Source organism: Desulfoprunum sp. (genome assembly GCF_053613775.1).
In genome coordinates, this window is the sequence record NZ_JBSHXH010000004.1 from 1,690,568 (window position 1) to 1,712,224 (window position 21,657).

At 69.0% G+C, this 21,657-nt stretch carries 19 protein-coding genes; 6 read left to right on the forward strand and 13 right to left on the reverse strand.

Annotated features, from left to right (window positions below):
- Positions 1-56 precede the first annotated feature (56 nt).
- From ACWGKN_RS11630 to ACWGKN_RS11645, 4 genes are read left to right on the forward strand one after another with little or no spacing between them, the layout of a single operon-like run.
- Entirely contained in the window at positions 57-974 is a 918-nt protein-coding gene (locus tag ACWGKN_RS11630; RefSeq protein WP_452095245.1) for a branched-chain amino acid ABC transporter permease, read from the forward strand.
- Positions 971-1,957, forward strand: a complete 987-nt coding sequence (locus ACWGKN_RS11635) for a branched-chain amino acid ABC transporter permease (RefSeq protein WP_452095246.1) — start codon at positions 971-973, stop codon at positions 1,955-1,957. The genes ACWGKN_RS11630 and ACWGKN_RS11635 overlap by 4 nt, the downstream gene beginning before the upstream one ends.
- Positions 1,950-2,696: an ABC transporter ATP-binding protein gene (locus ACWGKN_RS11640; protein ID WP_452095247.1), complete on the forward strand. Its 747-nt coding sequence runs from the start codon at positions 1,950-1,952 to the stop codon at positions 2,694-2,696. Before ACWGKN_RS11635 ends, ACWGKN_RS11640 begins: the two co-directional genes overlap by 8 nt.
- 2 nt (positions 2,697-2,698) lie before the next feature.
- Positions 2,699-3,400 carry an ABC transporter ATP-binding protein gene (locus ACWGKN_RS11645; RefSeq protein WP_452095248.1) on the forward strand — a complete coding sequence of 234 codons (702 nt, stop codon included), beginning with the start codon at positions 2,699-2,701 and terminating at the stop codon, positions 3,398-3,400.
- A gap of 33 nt (positions 3,401-3,433) precedes the next feature.
- Here the strand turns inward: ACWGKN_RS11645 and ACWGKN_RS11650 are convergent, their stop codons facing one another.
- The 11 genes from ACWGKN_RS11650 to ACWGKN_RS11700 form a co-directional block, all read right to left on the reverse strand.
- Positions 3,434-4,123 (reverse strand): TIGR04282 family arsenosugar biosynthesis glycosyltransferase, encoded by a 690-nt coding sequence (locus ACWGKN_RS11650; protein ID WP_052159893.1) that lies wholly within the window; start codon positions 4,121-4,123, stop codon positions 3,434-3,436.
- Complete coding sequence (locus tag ACWGKN_RS11655; RefSeq protein ID WP_452095249.1) at positions 4,120-5,244, reverse strand: TIGR04283 family arsenosugar biosynthesis glycosyltransferase; 1,125 nt, start codon at positions 5,242-5,244, stop codon at positions 4,120-4,122. The genes ACWGKN_RS11650 and ACWGKN_RS11655 overlap by 4 nt, the downstream gene beginning before the upstream one ends.
- Positions 5,229-6,014, reverse strand: a complete 786-nt coding sequence (locus ACWGKN_RS11660; protein WP_452095250.1) for an ABC transporter ATP-binding protein — start codon at positions 6,012-6,014, stop codon at positions 5,229-5,231. The genes ACWGKN_RS11655 and ACWGKN_RS11660 overlap by 16 nt, the downstream gene beginning before the upstream one ends.
- Entirely contained in the window at positions 6,011-6,805 is a 795-nt protein-coding gene (locus tag ACWGKN_RS11665; protein WP_452095251.1) for an ABC transporter permease, read from the reverse strand. Before ACWGKN_RS11665 ends, ACWGKN_RS11660 begins: the two co-directional genes overlap by 4 nt.
- Before the next feature lie 56 nt (positions 6,806-6,861).
- Complete coding sequence (locus tag ACWGKN_RS11670) at positions 6,862-7,818, reverse strand: ABC transporter substrate-binding protein (protein WP_452095252.1); 957 nt, start codon at positions 7,816-7,818, stop codon at positions 6,862-6,864.
- On the reverse strand, positions 7,815-8,864 hold the full coding sequence (locus ACWGKN_RS11675) for a radical SAM protein (RefSeq protein WP_452095253.1): 1,050 nt from the start codon (positions 8,862-8,864) through the stop codon (positions 7,815-7,817). Before ACWGKN_RS11675 ends, ACWGKN_RS11670 begins: the two co-directional genes overlap by 4 nt.
- A 52-nt stretch (positions 8,865-8,916) precedes the next feature.
- Complete coding sequence (locus tag ACWGKN_RS11680) at positions 8,917-9,612, reverse strand: TVP38/TMEM64 family protein (RefSeq protein WP_035229018.1); 696 nt, start codon at positions 9,610-9,612, stop codon at positions 8,917-8,919.
- Complete coding sequence (locus tag ACWGKN_RS11685; protein WP_452095254.1) at positions 9,609-10,421, reverse strand: sterol desaturase family protein; 813 nt, start codon at positions 10,419-10,421, stop codon at positions 9,609-9,611. The genes ACWGKN_RS11680 and ACWGKN_RS11685 overlap by 4 nt, the downstream gene beginning before the upstream one ends.
- Positions 10,422-11,945, reverse strand: coding sequence for a mercuric reductase (locus ACWGKN_RS11690; protein WP_035229017.1), 1,524 nt, complete (start codon positions 11,943-11,945; stop codon positions 10,422-10,424).
- A 198-nt stretch (positions 11,946-12,143) separates the two neighbouring features.
- Positions 12,144-12,881 (reverse strand): DUF3047 domain-containing protein, encoded by a 738-nt coding sequence (locus ACWGKN_RS11695; RefSeq protein WP_424255791.1) that lies wholly within the window; start codon positions 12,879-12,881, stop codon positions 12,144-12,146.
- 2 nt (positions 12,882-12,883) lie between these two features.
- Complete coding sequence (locus ACWGKN_RS11700) at positions 12,884-13,312, reverse strand: hotdog fold thioesterase (RefSeq protein ID WP_052159890.1); 429 nt, start codon at positions 13,310-13,312, stop codon at positions 12,884-12,886.
- Between the two features lie 189 nt (positions 13,313-13,501).
- Between ACWGKN_RS11700 and ACWGKN_RS11705 the strand changes: the two genes are divergently transcribed.
- Both ACWGKN_RS11705 and ACWGKN_RS11710 read left to right on the forward strand, forming a co-directional pair.
- Positions 13,502-14,302, forward strand: coding sequence for a sugar phosphate isomerase/epimerase family protein (locus ACWGKN_RS11705; RefSeq protein WP_035229016.1), 801 nt, complete (start codon positions 13,502-13,504; stop codon positions 14,300-14,302).
- A gap of 4 nt (positions 14,303-14,306) precedes the next feature.
- On the forward strand, positions 14,307-14,540 hold the full coding sequence (locus ACWGKN_RS11710; RefSeq protein WP_035229015.1) for an acyl carrier protein: 234 nt from the start codon (positions 14,307-14,309) through the stop codon (positions 14,538-14,540).
- A gap of 16 nt (positions 14,541-14,556) precedes the next feature.
- Here ACWGKN_RS11710 and treY read toward each other — a convergent pair whose 3' ends face one another.
- Together treY and treZ are read right to left on the reverse strand one after the other, a co-directional pair.
- Positions 14,557-19,737, reverse strand: a complete 5,181-nt coding sequence (gene treY, locus ACWGKN_RS11715; RefSeq protein WP_452095255.1) for a malto-oligosyltrehalose synthase — start codon at positions 19,735-19,737, stop codon at positions 14,557-14,559.
- A complete protein-coding gene (gene treZ, locus ACWGKN_RS11720) occupies positions 19,727-21,598 on the reverse strand; it encodes a malto-oligosyltrehalose trehalohydrolase (protein ID WP_035229034.1) in 1,872 nt (623 codons plus the stop codon). Before treZ ends, treY begins: the two co-directional genes overlap by 11 nt.
- Positions 21,599-21,657 lie beyond the last annotated feature (59 nt).

Genomic DNA, 21,657 nt, shown 5'->3' on the forward strand with positions numbered 1-21,657 from the left:
CTGATCCTCCGCCGGGTCCGGGATCGTCCCTGGGCCCGGCCTTTCCGTGCTCTTTCATGCTTCTGGTCATCGAACAGATCCTCAACGGGCTCCAACTCGGCATCACCCTGTTCCTGATGTCGGCCGGACTGACCCTGGTCTTCGGCATCATGCAGGTGATCAACCTTGCCCACGGTTCGTTCTACATGATCGGGGCCTACGTCGGGGCGACGGTCGCCGCCCGCACCGGCTCCTTTCTCCTCGGCGTCGCCGCCGCCCTCGCCGGTGCCGCCATCGCCGGGATGATCGTCGAGGTCATCGTCCTCAGGCGTCTGTACCGGCGGGAGCACCTCGATCAGGTCCTCGCCACCTTCGGCCTGATCCTCTTCTTCAACGAGCTGACCCGCATCGTCTGGGGCCGGCAGCCGCTGATGATGGACGTCCCCGCCTGGCTCGGGGGCAGCGTCGAACTCCTGCCCGGCCTGCCGTATCCGGTCTACCGCCTGGCGGTCATCGCCGTCGGCATCGCCGTCGCCCTGGGGCTGTGGCTGCTCTTTTCCCGCATCCGGCTCGGCATGCAGATCCGCGCCGGGGCCTCGAACCGGGAGATGATCGCCGCCCTCGGCGTCAATATCCGCCCGCTCTACACCCTCGTCTTCGGCCTCGGCACCCTGCTCGCCGGGCTGGCCGGGGTCATGGCCGGGCCGATCCTCGCCGTCGAATCGGGCATGGGCGAGAGCATCCTGATCCTGACCTTCGTGGTGATCGTCATCGGCGGCATCGGTTCAGTCCGTGGCGCCGTCGTCGGGGCCCTGCTGGTCGGGCTGGTCGATACCCTCGGCCGGGCCTTTCTGCCGGTCCTGCTCCGGCTGTTCCTGGCGAGCGCCGCCGCCGACAGCATCGCCGCCTCGATCGCCTCGATGGCGATCTACATCCTGATGGCGGCCATCCTGGTGTGGCGACCGCGCGGCCTGTTCCCGGCCCACTCGTCATGAGCCGATCCGGCACCAGGACAGCGGCCATCGTCGCCGCCGGCGGATTGTTCTTCGTCCTCCTGCCGCCGGTCGCAACCTTCGCCGGCGAGGATTATCCGATCTCGCTGTTTACGCGGATCCTGATCTACGCCATCACCGCCGTCAGCCTCGACCTTCTCATCGGCTACGGCGGCATGATCAGCCTCGGCCACGCCGCCTTCGTCGGCCTCGGCGCCTACGTCGTCGGCATCCTCCATCAGCACGGCACCGACGGCCAACCGCTGCTCGGCCTGCTGCCGGGGAGCGACAACGCCCTTCTCGTCTGGCCGCTGGCGGTCCTCATCGCCGCGTTGTCGGCCCTGGTGATCGGCTCGCTGTCGCTGCGGACCAGCGGCATGCACTTCATCATGATCACCCTCGCCTTCGCCCAGATGCTGTATTATTTCTTCATCGGCCTGGAAAAGTACGGCGGCGATGACGGGCTGTCGATCTACTCGCGCAACCGGCTGCCCGGCCTCGACCTGGGCAACGACCTCCATTTTTACTATCTCTGCCTGTCCCTGCTCGCCGCCTATCTGGTCTTCGTCCACCGTCTCGTCCAATCCCGGTTCGGTCTGGTCATCCGTGGCGCCAGCAGCAACAGCCGGCGGATCGAGGCCATCGGCATCCACTCCTACCGCTACCGCCTGGTCTGCTTCGCCATCGCCGGCGCCGGCGGCGGCCTCGCCGGGGCCCTGCTCGCCAACCAGACCGAGTTCGTCAGCCCCGGGCTGCTGAACTGGACCCTGTCGGGCGAGCTGATGGTGATGGTGCTGCTCGGCGGCCTCGGCTCCCTCTTCGGCCCGGTCCTCGGGGCGACGATTTTCCTCCTGCTCGAAGAGGTGCTGGCGATGTACACCGAACACTGGATGGTCTTCCTCGGGCCCTTCCTCGTCATCGTCGTCATCTTCCTCAAGCGCGGCCTGTTCGGCCTGCTGACCGGGACGGGGCAACGACATGAGTGACCGTATCCTCGAGGTGCGCGACCTGACCAAGTCCTACGGCGCGATCATGGCGAGCCGGAGGCTGTGTCTCGATATCGACCGGGGGGAGGTCCATGCCCTGATCGGACCGAACGGGGCCGGCAAGACCACCGCCATCAACCAGCTCAGCGGCGATATCCTGCCGGATTCCGGCAGCATCGTGTTCGACGGGGTCGAAATCAGCCGGATGCCGCCGCACCGGCGGGCCCGGCTCGGCCTCGCCCGGTCCTTCCAGATCACCTCGATCTTCGACGACCTGACCGTCGAGGAGAACCTCGCCCTCGCCATCATCGCCCATGCCGGCCACAACTTCCGGTTCTGGCGCAACTGCCTGAAGACGCCCCTGGTGCAGCGGGAACTGCCCGCCGCGCTGGAGCGGGTCGACCTTGACCGCCAGGCCGGGACCATCGCCAGATCCCTGTCGCACGGGGAAAAACGGCAGCTCGAGGTGGGAATGGCCCTGACCGGCAGGCCGAAGCTGCTGCTGTTCGACGAGCCGATGGCGGGGATGGGGCCCGGCGGCACCGTCGAGATGGCGAAGCTGATCGGCCGCCTCAGGGGCGAGATCACCATCCTCCTCGTCGAGCACGACATGGACGCGGTCTTTGCCCTGGCCGACCGGATCACCGTCCTGGTTTACGGCGAATGCGTCGCCTGCGGCACCGTCGCCGAGATCCGCCACCATCCCACCGTCCGCGCCGCCTATCTCGGGGAGGACTGACCATGCTGCACGTCCGGACCATCGATACCTTCTACGGCACCAGCCAGACCCTGTTCGGGGTGTCGCTGACGGTCGCCGACGGCGAGGTCGTCACCCTGCTCGGCCGCAACGGCATGGGCAAGAGCACGACGATCAAGTCGATCATCGGTCTCACCCCGCCGCGCCACGGCGCCATCTTCTTCGCCGGCAGGGCCATCGAGAAGGCCGAAAGCCATGTGATCGCCAGGATGGGCATCGGCCTCGTGCCGGAAGGCCGGCAGATCTTCCCCAACCTCACCGTCCACGAAAATCTCGTCGCCACTGCCGCCAATCCCCGCCGGATCGACCGGCCCTACGCGCTGGACGACATTTTCGCCCTGTTCCCGCGGCTGGCCGAGCGACGGCGGCATTTCGGCAACCAGCTGTCGGGCGGGGAACAGCAGATGCTGGCGATCGGCCGGGCGCTGATGATCAATCCCCGGCTGCTGCTGCTCGACGAGGCAACCGAGGGCCTCGCCCCGCTCGTCCGGCGCGAGATCTGGCGCGCCCTCGCCATCCTCAAGGACAAAGGCCTCGCCATCCTGGTGATCGACAAGAACCTCGATGCCCTGCTGGAGATCGCCCGGCGCCACTACATCATGGAGAAGGGACGGATCGTGTGGACCGGCACCACCGCCGACCTTCGGCCCGACCGCGACCTCCAGGCCCGCTATATCGGCGTCTGAGACCGGTCACCGAGGCCGCCGCACCGCCTTCCTTCACGACCTGACCCATTCCTTGACGATCTCCCGCAGCGCCCGATTGGTGGCAACCGCCTGCGGTACCGGATGATCGGCGTATTTCCTGAGATCATCGACCGTATCGATATCGCCCAGGGTCGGCAGCAGCCGGACATCGAGATCATGGCGGCCGCAGAGCTGCAGCGTCTCGGCCAGCACCCGGCCGCTGCTCCACGGCACCTCCCTGAAGATCTCCGAACGATACCGGTCCCGGCGCAGGGCGATCAGGCAGTAACCGCCGTCGAAGGTCGGCGCCAGGACGACATCATGGGCCGCCTGGGCCCCGGCCGCCGCCCCCAGCATGGCTGCGTCGAGGGCGGGGATATCGCTGCCGACCAGCATCGCCTGGTCGATGCCCTCGGCAAAGCAGACGGCGAATGCTGCCGCCATCCGCTCGCCGATGTCACCGCCGCTCTGGGGAAACACCCGGACGGCGGCCTCCACCCAGGCGGCCGGCAGGGCCCCGTCGCCCCGGTCGTCGTGGAACAGGAAGAGGGGCAGGCCGCTGGCGCGGATCGCCGCGAGGACATCGGCGACCATCGCCTGGTACAGGGCGCAGGCCTGCCGCTCGCCGATGGCGGCGGCGAGCCGGGTCTTGACCCGGCCGGGAATCGGCACCCGGACGAACAGGGCGACGACGGACTGTGAGGCGTGATCTACGGTCGTCATTTTCGGTCGTTCCTTAACAGATTGAAGATTGGTGTTTCCGTCAACCGGAACCACAAGGTCAGCACCCCCATATACCAGACGAAACAGCCGAGGCCGACCACGGCGTCGACCGGCCGGCAGGCCAGGATGGGAGCGATATAGCGGTCATGCAGGGTGAGCAGGGGATGGCGGGACGCGCCGAGGAGCGGCTGCCGCCAGACATCAACGAAAAAGAACGGCTGCCAGGCATTCTGCCGGATATAACGACCGAGGCGAAAGAAGACCCGCGGCGTCCCGGCCCAGCCCCAGTCGCGGCGGATCATCGACCAGAGCAGCGCGAAGAACGGCGACAGCCGCAGGTGGCCGGTGTCCCGCTGCAGCCGGTAGATGCCGGGGGCGCGAATAATAAAATCCTGGCTGCCGACACTGTGCATCCCCATGATGATCCCCATCAGCAGATAGCGGCGATGAAAGCCCTCCGTCTCGAACCGCCGGGCCGAGGTGCCGAGTCTCCCCGGCAGGGTCAGCCACACCCCCCGGCGGCGGATCTCCTCGGCGAGGCGCTGGTCCTCGAGGAAGGGCAGACTGTCGTCGAAGCCGCCGAGTTCGTCGAAAAACAGCCGGGACAGCAGCAGCCCCTGGTCGCCGCTGGTGGTGTTGACCCGGTTGAGGGCGGACTTGGCCTCGAGGAAGCGGTAGGCCAGGTCGTGGCCGGGCCGTGTGCGGATGAAGCGCAGCGGGAAATGACCGGCAACGTGGGCGTCGGCTTCGGCCGCCCGCTGCAGGGCGGCAACGGCTCCGGCCAGCAGGTCGGGTTCCGCCAGCCGCGAATCGGCGTGGAGGAAGAGCAGGTACTCGCCGCGGGCCGTCGCGACGGCCGCATTCATCTGCGCCCCCCGCCCCCGTCGGGCGGCGACGAAGCGGGCGCCCGCCGCCTCCACCACCTCGCGAGTAGCGTCGATCGAGCCGCCGTCACCGACGATGATCTCGAAGGTTGGTCCCTGCTGCCGACCAAGATCGGCCAGCAGTGGCGGCAGGGTCCGGGCCTCGTTGACGGTCGGGATGATGACCGACAGCCGCGGCGTCGTTGCCGCCATCGGCCCGCCGGCTGCCGCCCCGGTCCGGCTCATGTCCGCAGCCATTGGCGCAACCGCGCGCAGCAGGCCTGGAACCGCACATCACCGCGGTCGCGGGGGCGGTCCAGGTCGATCGCCAGTTCCTTGCGGATCCGCCCGCCGTCCTTCTCCAGCACCAGGACCCGGTCGGCGATGACCACCGCCTCCTGGACGTCATGGGTGACGAAGAGGATGGTCTGCCGCCGCTGGCGCACCAGCTGCAGCAGCAGCTCCTGCATCTCCTCCCGCGCCTGGGCGTCGAGCGCCCCGAACGGTTCGTCCATCAGCAGCAGCCGGGGGGAGCGGATCAGCACCCGGGCCAGGGCCACCCGCTGTTTCATGCCGCCGGACAGGGCCCGGGGCAGATAGTCGCCGTAGCCCTGCAGGCCGACCAGATCGAGGATGCGGTCGACCTCCTGCTGCCGCTGTCGGCGCGGCCATTGCCGGCCGGCCAGGCCGAAGCCGATATTCTCGCGCACCGTCAGCCAGGGAAAGAGGGCGTCCTCCTGGAAGACGACGCCCCGATCCGGCCCCGGCCGCCCGATCGGCCGGCCATCGAGGCGGCACCGGCCAGTGGCGGGGGTCAGAAATCCGGCGACGATCTTCAGCAGGGTCGATTTGCCGCAGCCGCTGCGGCCGATCAGGCAGACCAGTTCGCCGCAGCGCACCGCCAGCGACAGGTCGTGCAGCACCGGCACGGTTGTGCCGTCATGGACAAAATGATGACCGAGCCCCTCGATTTCGAGGATGGCGGGGCCTCCGGCCGTCGCCCTGTCGCCACTCGCCGCCGGGGTCATCGCTGGCGCCTCGCGCTCTTGAACGACAGCTCCAGCGCCGTCACCAGCAGGCGGTCGCAGAGCCGGCCGATCACGGCGATGACGATGATGCCGACGAGGATGATGTCGGTCTGGCCGAGCATCCGGGCGTCCATGATCACCGCCCCCAGGCCGTCCGGCACCCCGGTCAGCTCGCCCAGCACCAGGTAGGCCCAGGAGATGCCCATCCCCAGGCGCAGGCCGGTGATGATATTGGGCATGGCCATCGGCAGGAGGATGGCGAAGACCCCGCGCAGCCGCGATACGCCGAGCATGGCCCCGGCCTGGTAATAGATCGGAGCCACCAGCCGGGCGCCGGTCAGGGCATTCTGGTAGATCGGGAAAAAGGCGGCCAGGGCGACGAGAAACACCGTGGTCCCGATGCCGATCCCGAACCAGATCAGGGCCAGCGGCAGCCAGCAGATGCCGGGCACCGCCCGCAGGCCGCCGATCGAATGGGCGATCAGCCGGTTGACCAGGGCCAGACGGCCGGAACAGATGCCCAGCGGCACCCCGAGGCCGGCGGCGATGGCGAAACCGAGCAGTACCCGGACCAGGGAGGCGGCAAGATCACCGGCGAAGCGTCCGGCATAGGGGCCGGCGCCGGGGGCGCCGAAGATGTAGTCGAGGCCGGAGTGGAGCACTGTCGGCGGCGACGGCAGGAGATAGCCGGGCACCAGGCCGGTGGCGCTCAGCCCGAACCACAGGGCCAGGGCCGCCAGCGGCAGCAGCAGGGGTTGCAGCATATCCCTGGCCATCTTCGCCCCCTTCACCCGGCTTCTCCTTGCCGCATCACCGTTCCTCGCCTCCCCCGGGCCCGCCCTGCCGCCTATTCCGCCGGCGACCGCAGATCGACATGGCCGACAAAGCGCAGGTCGAAGAGCCGGTCGTAGTCGGGCTGGCGGTCGATGACTCCCAGCGCCTGCATCCGCTCGCCCAGGGCCCGGGCCCGGCCGATGAAGGCCGCATCCATCGCCCAGGCCAGCTCGATATTGCCCGCCGCCTGCTCCAGCACCGGTCGCGGCGTGCCGAAGGACTGGGCCCGCTCCAGCCAGCGGTTTCGGTCGCGGCGCAGCGCCTCGGTGGCCCGGGCATGGGCGTCGACCAGCCGCTGTACCGCCGCCGGATGCTGCTCGATCATCGCTCGGGTGACCAGCAGGGCGGCGTTGATCGTCCCCACCGCCCCGTCGTAATAAGGATAGGCGAGGATCCGGCCGTAGCCCCGGGCCACCGCCACCGAGGGAAAGGGCTCGCCCGAGAGAAAGGCGTCGATCGCCCCCTGGGCCAGGGCCGTCGCCATATCGAAGAAGTCCACCCGCACCAGGGTGACGTCGGTGGTCGGCGACAGGCCGGCCGCCGCCAGGGTCTCGCGCAGCAGGATCTCGTGCATCGTCCCCGGGACATGGCCGATCCTCCGCCCCCGGAGGTCGGCGACGGTCCGCACCGGGCCGTCGCTCCGGACCACCAGGGCCGAGGCCTTGTGGCACAGGGCGGCAACCACCACCACCGGCTGGCCCATGACCGCCGACTGGATCGCGTGGGCCAGGGTGGTGCCGGTGATGTCGAGGCTGCCGGCGAGCAGGGCGGTCTTCTGGTCGGCCGGGTTGGTGAAGGCGAAGACCTCGGCGGTGTCGCCCGCGGGGAGGAACTCCTGATAGAAAAACGGCTGGATGGTCTGGGCGGTCTTCCAGGTGCCGACCCGGAAATGTTGCGCCACTGCCGCATGGCCGTGGGTGAGGACGATGCAGGCGGTCAGGACCGCGACGGCCAATCGGAGCGCACTCATCGCCTCGCCTCCGCGGTCGGCGCTGCACCGTTTTCCAGCGCTGCCTGCCGGAAACAGTTGGAAGGCAATTCCGGCCGCCACTCCATCTCCCGGAGCATGGCGGCGCAGCGGGAAAGCGACCGGCCCCGGCCGCGACCGGTGTCGGCCATGCCGTCGCGGGGGCTGGAACCGACCTCGGGAAACAACAGGTTGGCCCCGGCCGTCAGCGACAGGCTGTGCGGCTCGTGGGTGCAGTGGGCCCGGACCGTGTCGCCCATCACCAGCCGGCTGACCGCCACCATCTGGGCCATCCGCCGTTCGCTGATCATCCCCAGCGGCTCCTTGGGCGAGCCGGGGAAGTTGATCCGCCGCATGATGCCGCTGTAGGTCGCCTTTTCCCGCCGCGCCAGCAGCATCAGGTCGACGATCTCCGCCGCCGTGTGCTCCGGCCCCACCGGTTCGACGCAGTTCATCCACCGCAGGCCGACGTCGTGCAGCACCCGGATGGTCTGCAGCCGCCGCGCCGGATCGAAGGGGGTGTCCCGGCCCTCGCCGAGGCGGATGGCGTGGTAGAAGCCGACAAAGCCGGCATCGAGCAGCTGCTCCCCCTCGGCATGGTTGATGTCGCGGGCGTTGGCGACCAGCGGTACTTCCACCTCCCGCTTCAGCCGGCGGCCGATCTCGAGCAGCCGGGAAAAGGAAAAGGTGCCGGTGGTCATCAGGTTGAGGGCGTCGGCCCCTTCCGCTTCCCCCTGCCGGGCCCAGGCCAGGATCTCGTCGAGGGAAAACTCGATCTTGTCGGTAAAAATCCCGGCCTGCCGGGTCAGCGAGCAGAAACTGCAGTCCATCGGACAGGGCTCGACGTTAAGGCCGATGTGGAAGTGCAGTTCCCCCTTGGCGCCGAAGCAGGCGCGAGAGAGATGATCGGCGCTCTCCATCAGGGCATAATTCTCCCGGCTGTTGAGGTCGAGGTACAGCAGCACCAGGGCCTCGTCACCGGAGATGCCGGCCCCCGCCCTGCCCTTGCCCAGGATTTCCGCCACGACCGGGTCGATCCGCCAACTCATGCGCTCACTCCTTCCCTTCTGATGTGTACCCAAAGCCACTCACTGTCGCTGTTCATTGGTTGCCGCCTTTTCCCCGCCCCTTCCACCTGCTGCAGATTACCGGCACCAGGGCGAACAGACCGAGCAGGACGAAGGAGCCGAGGACCCGCGGCGAGGCGACAGCCGCCGGCGAGTCGACGGTGGCCAGGCTGGCCCCGGCGTTGACGTAGACGAAGCCGCCGGGGATGATCCCCACGGTCGTCGCCAGGACGAAGGTGCGCAGCGGCAGCCGGGTCAGGCCGGCGGCGAGGTTGATCAGGAAAAACGGGAAGACCGGCACCAGCCGCAGAAACAGCAGGTAATTGAAGCCGCGCTGCTCCAGTTCACGGTTGATCCCCTCGAGCCGGCCGCCGAACCGGCTCAGCACCGCGTCCCGCAGCAGGTAGCGGGTGACGAGAAAGGCGGCGGTGGCGCCGATGGTGGCGGCGATCACGGCGTAGACCGTGCCCGCGATCGCCCCGAACAGGGCCCCGGCCGCCAGCGACAGGATCGCCGCGCCGGGCAGGGAGAGGGCGGTCTGGACGATATAGAGCGTCATGAACCCGGCGACGGTCAGCAGCCGGTGGGCATGGTGAAAATCGACCAGGGCCTGGTGGTTGGCCTTCAGCGCCGCCAGGGTCAGGAACCGCCCCAGGTCGAAGACGAAGAACAGGGCGATGGCGGCAACGGCCAGCACCAGCAGCACGATCTTTTGCGGTTGCACTGTCATTGACCCGGTACCTTACGGAGAAAGGGGATCTGCAGCAGCGACCACAGCCCGAGGTCGGCCTGGTGCCGCCATTCCCGCAGACCGATGGTCATGCCGATGTGGCCGTCGCCGGGCTGGGCCCGGTAGCTGCCGAACAACCGGTCCCACCATGGCAGGTTGAAGCCGTAGTTGCTGTTGGTCTCCCGCACGATCATCGAGTGATGCACCCGGTGCATGTCGGGCGTGACCACCACCAGGCGCAGCCACCGGTCGACCGTCGGCGGCAGACGGAGGTTGGCGTGGCTGAACATCGAGGTGGCGTTGAGGACGATCTCGAACAGGACCACCGCCAGCGGCGAGGAACCGAGCACGACGATGACCGCCAGCTTGATCGCCAGCGACAGCACGATCTCCACCGGATGGAAGCGGGTGCCGCTGGTGACGTCGAGGTCGAGATCGGTATGGTGCATGCGGTGGATCCGCCACAACAGCGGCAGGTGGTGGAACAGGCGGTGCTGGGCGTAGATCGTCAGGTCGAGCAGCAGCACACTGGCGATGATCTCCGCCGGACCGGAGAGGGAAAGCACGTTGAACAGACCCCAGCCCCGGTCCTGCAGCACCGCCGCCAGGGCGAAGGGGGCAAGGGGCAGGACCAGGCGGACGACCACGGAGTCGAGGGCGACGATGGCCAGGTTGATCCGCCAGCGCACGGCCCGGGCCACGGTCAGCGGCCGGCACGGCCACAGCCGCTCGCCCAGCGCCAGCAGCACCAGCAATCCGAGGAAGGCCGCCAGCCGGGCGGTATCGGGATGGAAGGGCAGCGGCTCCACTCAGCGTCTTCTCCACTGCAGCCACCCGCCCAGCAAACGCTGCAGCCACGGCGTCAGCCGGTTGCGGTTCCAGGCGTCGGCCAGCTTCCTGATCGCCTCGGCCTGGGTCGGGTAGGGATGGATGGTGCGGCCGATGGCCGCCAGCCCGAGGCCGCCGGTGATGGCCAGGGTCAGCTCGCCGAGCATCTCCCCGGCATGGCGGGCGACAACCGTGGCGCCGAGGATCTGGTCGCTGCCGCGGCGCAGGTGGACCCGGGCGAACCCCTCGGTCTCACCGTCGATGACGGCGCGATCGACGGACGCCAGCGGCACCGTCATGGTGGTGATTTTGATCCCCTTCCGCTCCGCCTCCCGCTCGGAGAGACCGACATGGGCGATCTCCGGGTCGGTATAGGTGCACCAGGGGACAACCAGCGCCGAGGCCTTCTGCCGCCCCGGGAACAGGGCGTTGGCGATCAGGATCCGGGCCTGGGCGTCGGCGGTGTGGGTGAACTTGAACGGCGAGCAGATGTCGCCGGCGGCATAGACGCGGGGATTGCTGGTCCGGAGCCGGTCGTCGACCCGGACCCCGGACCGGTCGTAGATGATGCCGCCCCGCTCCAGTTTCAGCCCTTCGAGGTTCGGCGACCGGCCAACCCCGACGAGGATGGCGTCGACCCGGAGCTCAACGATCCCTTCGCCACGCTCGACACGGACAATCCTGTCCTCCTCCTCCGTCACCACCTCGAGGACCTTCGCCCCCAGCAGGAGGTCGACCCCTTCCCGGCCGAAGACCGTCTCGATGATCGCGGCGGCGTCGGCGTCCTCCCGGCCGAGCAGCTGCGGCCCGTGCTGAATCAGGCTGACCCGGCTGCCGAAGCGGGCGAAGGCCTGGGCCAGCTCGCAGCCGATGGGGCCGCCGCCGATGACCGCCAGCCGCGGCGGCAGGGCGGTGAGGGAGAAAACGGTCTCGTTGGTGAGATAGCCGGCCTCGGCCAGCCCGGGGATCGGCGGCGCCGCGGCCCGGGCCCCGGTGCAGACGGCCGCCCGGGCGAAGAGCAGCTGCCGGCCGTCGACCTCGATGGCCTGCGGCCCGACGAAGCGGCCCTCGCCGATGAAGACATCGACCCCCAGTTCGTCCTGGAAGCGGCGGGCCGAATCGTGGCGGCTGAGATCGGCGCGCAGGCGGCGCATCCGGGCCATGATCCGAGGAAAATCGACGCTCGACTGCTCGCCGCCGACCACCCCGAATTCTCCGCCGTGCCGGGCGTCATGACAGGCGCGGGAGGCGCGGATGAGGGCCTTGGAGGGGACGCAGCCGACGTTGAGGCAATCGCCGCCCATCAGGTGACGTTCGATCAATGCCACCCGGGCGCCCAGCCCGGCCGCCCCGGCGGCGCAGACCAGGCCGGCGGTGCCGGCGCCGATCACCACCAGGTTGTAACGACCGGCCGACCGGGGGTTGACCCAGTCACGCGGATGGACGTTGGCCTCCAGGGTCTCATTGTGGGAGTCTGCTGGGGTGAGGTGCGGGGGAAATGCCATGCCTTGCCTCGCTGAAGGGGGGGATATGCAGTGGCCGCCTCGCCACCCGGAAGGGGGGCGGCCACTCCCGTTCACGGCCCACGACTGTACCACCTGGACGGCGATTTGAACAGGCCTGCGTCGCCGTCGGCCCATTTTTACCGCTCCGGATCTCCCGGTTGCAAACGATCCGATCGATCGGCCCGGCCGATACGACGGTTACGGTGCCCGAAATAGCCGGATATACCGGATCCAGGCCGTGGCCGACTCGCCGGTATCGTCGGAATCGATCATCACCGCCAGGCTGGCGGTCCTCGGCGGATCCTCGCCGAAGGCCAGCCGGTAATCGCGGACGATGTCGACCTCGTACTCCTGCCAGGTGCCGACCTTGTCCGCCCCGGCGCTGACCGGGATCATCCGCGCCGCGGCGGTGTAGGCGTTGACGATGAACGGCGCCCCGGTCACCCGGTTGTCCCAGATGTAGCTGATGGTGCTGTCGGGCGGGTACTTGCCGTAGACGGTCCTGGCCAGCCGGTACTTCAATCGCTTGCCCATCGTGGCCCGGTCCGGGTCGTAGGCGAACGTGACGTAGAGCCGGGCCGGATAGTCATCCCCGGCTTTGGTGCGGCTGTCGCCCTGGCGGTAGACGGTGCCGACCTTCCAGCGCCAGGCCAGCCGGGGGTAGTCATAGACATTGAACGACCGGCGGAGGACCAGCGCCGACGCCGCATCGTCGCTCTCCATCCGCAGGCAGGGCTCGCCGTCGCAGCGGTCCACCGAATACCTCGAATGGCGGGATATCTTGGGGAACGTCAGCGGCCGCCAGCGGTCCAGCGACTTGAAGCGCTCGTCGAGCAGGACCGGCCCGGCCGCCGCCACCCCGGTCGGAACCGCAGCCGCCAGGAGGGCGCCCAGCAGCACGGCGGCGACCATCATCCTTGCCTTCACCGCCGCCATGGTCAGCTCGCGGCAGGCGGGGTGTCCCCCGCATCGATTCGGGTTTTCTTGCGGTACACCACGCCGGTGAAGCGGGCGACGATCTCTCCCCCTTCGGCGGTGACCAGGACATCGTAGGCGCCGATCCGTTTCGGCTCAGCCACCTCCGTCGCCACGGCGTAGAGGGTCCCGGTCGATTCGCCGCGCAGAAACGAGATGTTGGCGTTGATCGCCAGGGCCAGCTGGCCGTGGCTGTTGGAGGCAACGGCGAAGGCCAGGTCGGCGAGGGTGAAGATCGCCCCGCCCTGGATGACATTGGCGGCATTGAGGTGCCGCTCCTCGATGACCAGGCGGGCCGTGCAGTAACCCTTGCCGGCCTCGACGATCTCGACGCCGGCCAGGGCGGCGAACCGGTCGCGGGCAAAAATCCTCCTTGCTTTTTCCGTATCCATATCCATACTGTTTCGAAGTTGTTTGAGATTGCGGCGGAATGAACGGGCCGTGCCGCGTTCCGGGGTGGAAGCACTCACCCTCTCTATCAATACCAGCATCCGGCGGCCGGCACCAGACAAACCTGACCGCGTCGGCGACAAGGTGAAGACGGAACAACCTGCAACTGACATCGTGCCTTGAGGAGAACGATGCACTACGGTGCCATGAATTTTCCGGTTCTACCGGTACTCGAAGAGATTGATCTGGTCGCCGCGATGGGCTTCGATTATCTGGAGCTGGCCATGGACGCCCCCATGGCCCACCACGGCATCATTGCCGCCAACAGGACGGCGATCGTCCACGCCCTGCAGGCCAACGGCCTGGGACTGATCTGCCACATGCCGACCTTCGTCTCCACCGCCGATCTGACGGAGAGCATCCGCCTGGCGTCGGTGACCGAGATGCGGCGGTCGCTGGAGGTGGCGTTCGACCTGGGGGCCGCCAAGATCGTCCTGCACCCGAGCATGGCCGCCGGCCTGGGGGCCTTCGTCGGCGGCAGGATCAAGGCCTACGCCCACGACTTCCTGGCCGAAATGGTCGAGGCCGCCCAGCAGATGCGGCTCACCATCTGCCTGGAAAACATGTTCCCCCGCTATATGCTGGGCGTCCAGCCGGCCGACCTGGAGGAGATTTTCACCTCCTTCCCGTCGCTCAAGCTGACCCTGGACACCGGCCACGCCCATATCGACGACCGGGGGGAGGGGCGGATGCTGCAGCTGGTGGAGCAGTTCGGCAGCCGCATCGCCCATCTGCATTTCAGCGACAATCACGGCCGGCGGGACGAGCACCTGGCAGTGGGCAGGGGGACGGTCGATTTCACCGGCCTGGTGCGCAGGCTGCAGGCGATCGGCTACGACGACACGATCACCCTCGAGGTGTTCGAACCGGACCGGCAGCTGCTGATCGACAGCCGGGACCGGATCAGGGCGATGTTTTCAGACGGGGAGTGACATCATGACCAGCACGGAGATCAAGGCGATGGTCCTCCAGGCCATTCACCGCATCGCCCCGGAGGCGGACCCGGACCAACTCGACCCGGATGTCCCCTTCCGCGACCAGATCGATTTCGACTCGGTGGACTTTGTCACCCTGATGGAGCAGCTCCAGGCGGCCCTGGACCGCAGGATTCCGGAAATCGACTACCCGCAGCTGACGACCCTCAACGGCTGTCTCGCCTACCTGGGCTGACCGGCCGCCATCGCCATCACCGCTCCGGCGCCAGGTCCCGGGGCCCGGCCAGCAGGGCGACCGGGAAATGACGGAACAGCTCGGCCGCCGCCAGGCCGCGGCCGTCGCCCGCCCCGACGACGCTATCCTCGCCGCTCATGATATTGGTCAAGCGACAGCCCTTGAAGCGGGCGGGCAGGTGCAGCGCCGTTCGGCCCCACACCTCCGGCCCCAGCGGCAGACGGTCGGCATTGCCGTGCAGCAGCCGGGCGACGAGCCGGGGCACGGCGGCGATCACGACCCGGTCGCCATCGATCCGGGCAAAGGCGCAGAGGTGACCCCTGGCGGCGCCGACCGCATGGAGCGGCTGATAGGCGCCATGCATGAAGATCGCCGGGTGCTCCCGCCGCAGGGTCAGTGTTCTCCACAGCACATACATCTTGATCCGGCCGTCGGCGCCATGGCGCAGCAGCTCCTGCAGCCGGGAGGCCAGCGGCGCCGAATCGTCCTCGACCAGTCGTTGCAGGCCGGCCAGCATTTCCCGCCGGGCGGCGAAATCGACGGGACGCCGGTTGTCGGGGTCGACCAGGCAGAACTGCCAGGTCTCGTTGCCCTGGTAGGTGTCGGGGATGCCGGGGGCAGTCAGCTTGAGCAGCAGCTGAGCCAGGCTGTTGACCATGCCGAAGCGGGCGATGCGGTGCTGGAAGGCGATGAAATCGACGACAAAGGGATGGTCCTCGCCGACGAGCAGCCGGGCGATAAAATCGGTCAGCGCCTGCTCGTAAACCTGGTTCTGATTGAGCCAGCTGGTGTGGACCTTGGCCTCGCGCGCCGCCTTCAGCATATAGGCGGTGAAACGGGCGCAGAATCCCGCCCTCTCCTCCCCGGTCATCGGCTCGAGCGGCCAGACCCCCAGCAGATTCTGATAGAGGGCGTACTCGTCGTTGGTCGATGGCGCCCAATCCCGGCCGACGGCGGTCTTGCCGCCGCGGTTCATCTCGTGCCAGCGCTCGACCGCCTCCCGCCACTGCCCCGGCATCTCCGCCAGGACATTGATCCGCGCCCTGACATCCTCGCTGCGCTTGCTGTCATGGGTCGAGGTGGTGAGCATCGCCTGCGGCCAGCGTTCGGCCCGGGCCCGGTTGCCGGCATGGAACCGCTCCACCGTCACCCCGAACCGGCTGGGGTCGTCCCCCACCTCGTTGAGCGAGACCAGGCGGTGGTAGATGTAGAAGGCGGTGTCCTCCAGCCCCTTGGCCATGACCGGCCCGGTGTACTGCTGGAATTTTTTGACGAAATCGACGACTGCTGTATCCTGCGGACTCCCTGACGGCGAGGTCGCCTCGAGCAGCAGCACCGAGCGGATGAAGTCGTAGATGCTGGTGTCCTCGACCTGCCAGCGGGCCTTGGCCCGCTTCACCGCCTCCTCCACATGGCGCCGGTCGACGCCGTCGAGGCGGTCGCTGGTGCAGTAGGTGCGGTAGACCGGGAAACAGGCGACGATCTCGGTCAGCGCCTCGCGCAGGCCGTTCAGGGTGTAGTCCTGGGTGTAGCGGTTGCGTTTGGCCAGCCGATGCAGCTGATTGCTCAGGACATTGCTCTCGCCGGCCATCGCGGTCCGGATGATCAGCCGCCGGCAGTCATGGGCCAGCTCGGCGAAATCGATCTCCCGGCCGATGAAGCGGTGGTAGATGGCGGTCATCTCCGGCTCCGCCGCCCGGTCGACGAAAATGCCGTTGACCAGGGAGGAAAAATCATAGCCGGTGGTGCCGTGGACCAGCCAGTTGGCGGGCAGCTGTTCGAAATCGGCGAGAATCTTTTCCACCACGACATAAAGGGGCGGCGCCGTCCGTTTCCGGAGGGACAGCCCGGCCGGGGGGGACAGCGGCTCCGCCGCCACGCCGCTGACCGCCGCCTGCAGGGTGCGGAAATAGTGGGCCGGATTATAGAGGCCGTCGGGGTGATCGATGCGCAGGCCGTCGATCCGCCCGGTGGCGATCAGGTCGAGGACCAGGCGGTGGGTCCGGTCGAACACCTCCCGCCGGTCCATGCGCAGCCCGGCCAGGTCGTTGATGTCGAAGAAGCGGCGATAGTTGATCTCGTCCGAGGCGACGCGCCAGAACGCCAGCCGGTACGCCTGCTGGGCCAGCAGCTGTTCCAGGAGGTTGAAGCTGTCGGGCCGTCCCGGTTCGCCGTTGAACAGGAGGACGTTTTCCTCGATGAAGACCGCGACCTCGTGCACCTCGCGGCACAGCCGCGCCAGCAGCCGCTTCAGCACCTCCTTGTTGCGGTTGCGCATCTCCACCTGGTCCGGGTCGGGTTCCTCCCGGGTCGGCAGGGCGGCAAAGGAGGTGACGAGGTTCTGCAGCTCGAGGAATCCTTCATGGCGGCTGCCGAGCCGGGTCTCCAGGCGCGGCAGGTCATGGCCGACCATCAGGGGGTAGGAGCGCGGGGCGACCGGAAACCGGTGCTCGTAGTAGGCGATCTCAAACGAGCCGTGGTCCGGCAGGAACACCAGGCGCAATCCGCCCTCCTCGAGGACCCGGCCGAAATAATCGCCCAGCACCGGCAGGAGAATGCGGTTCTTCAGCTCCTCCTCCTGGGACTGCCAGTTGATGTCGAAGAAGGCCGCGTAGGCCGAGGCCTGGCCGTTCTCCAGCACATCCAGCCACCACCGGTTGTCGGTGCCGACCCCCATGTGATTGGGGACCATGTCGAGGATCTGGGCCAGACCGTTGTGGTCGAGGGCGGCGACGAAGGCCTCGTAGTCCTCGCGCGAGCCGATCTCCGGATTGAGCCGGCTGTGATCGATGATGTCGTAGCCATGGGTGCTGCCGGGCCGGGCCTGGAGATAGGGCGAGGCGTAGCAGTGGCTGATGCCGAGGTCGCGCAGGTAGGGGAGATGGGCCGCCGTGGCGCGGAAGGTGCAGTCGCGGTTGAACTGGATCCGGTAAAAGGCCCGCGGCAGGGCCTGGCCGGGATGGCGGCGGCGGTCGGCCAGCGGGACCGACGGCCGGACCACCCCGACCGAGCGCTCGAGGCAGTACTCGCGGAACAGCCGGCGCAGACCCTCGTCCTCGGCCAGGATTTCCAGCTCGACCGCCAGCCTGGGACGGACAACGGCCGGCGGCAATGGCGGCGTCATCTTTTCCAGGCTCGACAGGGCAATGAGGTCGGGCACCTGGACCAGCAGAATCCGGGCCGGGGTGCGGGCGAGAAAGGCGTAGACGGCACGGATCAGGGCCGGGGGCAGGTCGGGGATGCCGGCCGGGTCGAGGTCGTGGTCCGGCGGCAGCAGGCCCTCGTGCCGGAGCGCCACCAGCAGCCGGGCCCGGTCCGAGGCCCGGGCGACGATCGCCGCCTCCCTGTTCCTGTCGTCGAAACCGGGACAGCGGCTCGCCAGCAGGGCGATATCGCTGCCGCGCCAGAAGCCGTCGAGCGTGCACAGCTCGTAGCGGCTCGGGGTCACCACCGCCTGCTGCGGATAGCCGGCCGGGGCCAGCCACTCGCCCCCGGGATCGCGGGCAAAGGCGCCGGGGCGGCTGACCAGGATGCCGCGGCGCTCGAGGGCCGCGGCAAAATCGGGGGACAGCGGCCCGTGATGCTCGCCGATCACCAGGCAGCGATTGCGCTGGCTCTCCAGGGCAATGATCGCCAGCAGGTCGTCACCGGCCGGGGCGACGCCGACCGACGGGCCATCGCCGGCGTCGTCAAACCGCCAGCATTGCCGCTCGAGCAGGTCGATGGCGTTGAACCGCAGGGCCCCGGCAGAGTGCATATTGGCGCGGAGCATGGCGATGAACGGTGCATAGGCGGCAGCCGCCAGCCGGGAGGCGAGGAGCGGCGGGCCGTAGGGAAAACAATCGGCCTCGCCGGGGCAGTGGCAGAGCTGCAGCGGCACCCCGAACAGCGCCGGTTGCTCCCAGACCGCAAAGCCCTTCGGATCGACCCCGGCGGGGAGGGTCAGGGTCATCCCGACCTTCAGCCCGAGCTCCATCGAGCGCTGCCCGGCGGCCGCCAGCTGCAGCTCGAGCTGCCACTGGAGATACTGGTGGAACTCGATCCGTTCGCGCTGACTGGCGGCGAAGGCGGCCACCGCCGGCGAGGTCCGGTCGCACCACGGCTCGGCCCGGGCCTCCGGCGCCGCCGCTGCCGCCGCCACGGTGCGGAGATGGCCGCGCAGGGCCTCGTAGAGGGCGAAGGCATACAGCCGCTCTCCCCCCTGCTCCTGGAACCGGCGGTAGCCCCAGCCCCGTTCGGTTTCCGGGTTGAGATGGTTGAGCTGGAAATGGCGCCACAGTACCTCGGCGACCTCCGTCTTCAGCGCCGTCACCTCCGGCCAGGCCACCTCCCTGGCCTCGCGCAGCTGGGCCAGCCGCACCTGGAAGGCGGGGAGAGCGACCAGGGCTCGGGCCTCGCCGCTCTCGTGAAAATCGGCGACCGCCTCGAGGTCGAGGAAGATCGGGTCGGGGAAACAGCGATCGGACGGCAGGGCCTGCGGCGACCGGCCATCTTCGGCCAGCCGCCGGCTCAGCAGCGACGAGACGGCCACGGTCCCGGCCCCGCTTTCGGCGGCCCAGCCGAGCAGGGCCTGGAGGTCGGTCAGATCGCCGCAGCCCCAGTTGCGGCGGGAGCGGACGTTTTCAAGCGCACAGCCCAGGCCCCAGATCCTGCCCTTGCGCAGCAGGCCGGGCGAGATATAGCAGGTGGCCGGGGCGACGATCAGCAGGCACTCGCCGCTCGGGCTGAGGGCGGGGTCGTCGCCGCAGCCGACCGTAAGCCGGTGATACCCTGCCGGCAGTTGGAACGCAAGCGTCAGCCGCAGGGCGGTATAGCGTTCGCCCTCCAGCTGCGCCGTGTCCAGCGCTTCCAGTGCTCCCGGCTGCACCGTGCCCTCGCGGCGGGCGCCGCTCTCCTCGACCAGCTGCCAGTGGAGCGGCTCGGCCAGCCGCCGGCCGGGCAGGCGCACCGGCACGGCCAGCGGGGCGGCATCCTCGCCGAGCACCAGGGCCGGCGGCAGCAGCCGGTGCCAGTGCGCCCGCAGCAGTCCCTCGAGCACCTGGCCGGTCGAGCCGCCCTCGGGGGCAACGAGGCCCCAGGCGGCGAGCAGGGTCTGCCGCTCCGCCTCTCCGGGCAGCGGCGCCGCTTCGTCGCCCACCGGGGCCACGAAATCGATTCCGGCCAGATCGCAGATCCACCGGAAGGTGTCATCCTTCATCGGCATCAACCTCCTCGGGCACGAGCCGCCACACAATGCTCCACGGCCGCAGTTCGGCCAGGTTGCCGCCGCCGTCGAGCGCCGGCAGGGCATACAGCACCCGGCCCCGGCCCTCGCCGGCCCGGGGCAGCGGCCGGGCGGAAAAATTGACCATTACCTCGAGCCAGCCCGCCGCCAGGGGCCAGCGGACCTGGAGCCCGCCGCCGCCGAACCGGGCATAGCCGGCCCCGCCCGGGCGCAGGCCGCCGAGCCGGGGAACGATCTCGCGGCGGCGGATCTCGAGCAGCCGGCGGTAGAACCGCAGCGTCCGCCGCCCTGCGTCACTCTCCGCCTGGCGCCAGTCAAGGCAGGAGCGGCGGAAGGTCTCGAGATCGTTGGGGTCGGGGATCAGTTCCCGCGCCCCGGCCTCGGCAAAGCGGGGGAACCGGCCGAACTCCCGTCGCCGCCCGTCCCGCACCTGATCGGCCAGGTCGGGGCCGAAATCGCAGAAATAAAGAAACGGCGTGGTCGCCCCGAACTCCTCGCCCATGAACAGCAGCGGCGGCGCCGGCGCCAGCAGCACCAGGGCGGCGGCAAGCAGCCGCAGCGGCTCCGGGGCCAGCAGCCCCAGCCGGTCGCCGAAGGCGCGGTTGCCGATCTGGTCGTGATTCTGGAGGAAGGAGACGAAGGCGGTCGGCGCCAGGTCCCGGCTGGGCTCGCCGCGGGGACGGCCGCCGCGGTACCGGGAAGTCTCGCCCTGGTAGGCGAAGCCTTCGGCGAGGCAGCGCCCCAGGAGATCAAGGGGCCGGGCGGCGTAGTCCGCGTAGTAGCCCTCGGTCTCGCCGGTAAAGAGGACGTGGCAGCAGTGATGGAGATCGTCGTTCCACTGGGCGTCGTAGAGCCGGCAGGCATCGGTCGGGTCGCGGCGCAGGTAGCGGGCCTCGTTGCCGTCGTTCTCCAGCACCAGGTGGATGGGGCGGTCACGGCCGGGGCCGTGGCGGACCGCATGGGCGATCTCCTCGAGGATATGGGGGCTGGAATCGTCGAGGATGGCATGGACCGCATCGAGGCGGAGGCCGTCGACATGGAATTCCTCCAGCCAGTAGAGGGCGTTGTCGACGAAGAAGCGGCGGACCGTGGCGCTCAGCGCGCCGTCGAAATTGATCGCCGCCCCCCAGGGGGTATGCCGGGACTCGTCGAAGAAGGCGTCCCGGGCATAGACGTGGAGGTAGTTGCCCTCCGGGCCGAAGTGGTTGTAGACCACGTCGAGAAGGACCATCAGGCCCCGGGCATGGGCCGCCTGGACCAGCGCCTTGAGGTCGTCGGGGGCGCCGTAGGTGCGATCGGGGGCAAAGAGCAGGGCGCCGTCGTAGCCCCAGTTGCGGCCGCCGGGAAAATCGGCCACCGGCATCAGCTCGATCGCGGTGACCCCGAGTCCGGCCAGGTAATCGAGCCGGTCGATCACCCCGGCAAAGCGGCCGTCCGGGGCGAAGGCGCCGGGATGGAGCTCGTAGATCACCGCCTCCTCCCAGGGCCGCCCCGGCCACGAGCCGTCGCGCCAGGGGAACGACCGCGGGTCGACCACCAGGCTCGGGCCGTGGACATCGGTCAGCTGGCAGCGCGACACCGGGTCGGGGACCAGCAGGCCGCCGTCGATGCGGAAGCGGTAGAGGGAGCCGGGTCCGGCCCGGGGCGCCAGCAGCCGGTACCAGCCGTCGCCGTTGGCGTCCATCGGCGCCAGGAGGCAGCCGCCGTCGCCCTGTTCCAGGGCCAGGTCGACACTGTGGGCCCCGGGGGCCCACAGCCGGAACAGGACCCCGTCCGGTCGGATCTCGGTCCCAAACGGCATCGCATGGGCCCGGCGGGTGGTGGTTGCCTCCATGGCCATCGCCTCGTTGCCGGCGGCACAGCAGGGGCAGGGGCAGTGCCGGCCGGCGGTCG

Coding starts and splice junctions, on each gene's coding strand:
- ACWGKN_RS11630 (WP_452095245.1), top strand. CDS start 57: ATGCTTCTGGTCATCGAACAGATCCTCAACGGGCTCCAACTCGGCATC.
- ACWGKN_RS11635 (WP_452095246.1), top strand. CDS start 971: ATGAGCCGATCCGGCACCAGGACAGCGGCCATCGTCGCCGCCGGCGGA.
- ACWGKN_RS11640 (WP_452095247.1), top strand. CDS start 1,950: ATGAGTGACCGTATCCTCGAGGTGCGCGACCTGACCAAGTCCTACGGC.
- ACWGKN_RS11645 (WP_452095248.1), top strand. CDS start 2,699: ATGCTGCACGTCCGGACCATCGATACCTTCTACGGCACCAGCCAGACC.
- ACWGKN_RS11650 (WP_052159893.1), bottom strand. CDS start 4,123: ATGACGACCGTAGATCACGCCTCACAGTCCGTCGTCGCCCTGTTCGTC.
- ACWGKN_RS11655 (WP_452095249.1), bottom strand. CDS start 5,244: ATGGCTGCGGACATGAGCCGGACCGGGGCGGCAGCCGGCGGGCCGATG.
- ACWGKN_RS11660 (WP_452095250.1), bottom strand. CDS start 6,014: ATGACCCCGGCGGCGAGTGGCGACAGGGCGACGGCCGGAGGCCCCGCC.
- ACWGKN_RS11670 (WP_452095252.1), bottom strand. CDS start 7,818: ATGAGTGCGCTCCGATTGGCCGTCGCGGTCCTGACCGCCTGCATCGTC.
- ACWGKN_RS11675 (WP_452095253.1), bottom strand. CDS start 8,864: ATGAGTTGGCGGATCGACCCGGTCGTGGCGGAAATCCTGGGCAAGGGC.
- ACWGKN_RS11680 (WP_035229018.1), bottom strand. CDS start 9,612: ATGACAGTGCAACCGCAAAAGATCGTGCTGCTGGTGCTGGCCGTTGCC.
- ACWGKN_RS11690 (WP_035229017.1), bottom strand. CDS start 11,945: ATGGCATTTCCCCCGCACCTCACCCCAGCAGACTCCCACAATGAGACC.
- ACWGKN_RS11695 (WP_424255791.1), bottom strand. CDS start 12,881: ATGGCGGCGGTGAAGGCAAGGATGATGGTCGCCGCCGTGCTGCTGGGC.
- ACWGKN_RS11700 (WP_052159890.1), bottom strand. CDS start 13,312: ATGGATACGGAAAAAGCAAGGAGGATTTTTGCCCGCGACCGGTTCGCC.
- ACWGKN_RS11705 (WP_035229016.1), top strand. CDS start 13,502: ATGCACTACGGTGCCATGAATTTTCCGGTTCTACCGGTACTCGAAGAG.
- ACWGKN_RS11710 (WP_035229015.1), top strand. CDS start 14,307: ATGACCAGCACGGAGATCAAGGCGATGGTCCTCCAGGCCATTCACCGC.
- treY (WP_452095255.1), bottom strand. CDS start 19,737: ATGAAGGATGACACCTTCCGGTGGATCTGCGATCTGGCCGGAATCGAT.
- treZ (WP_035229034.1), bottom strand. CDS start 21,598: ATGGAGGCAACCACCACCCGCCGGGCCCATGCGATGCCGTTTGGGACC.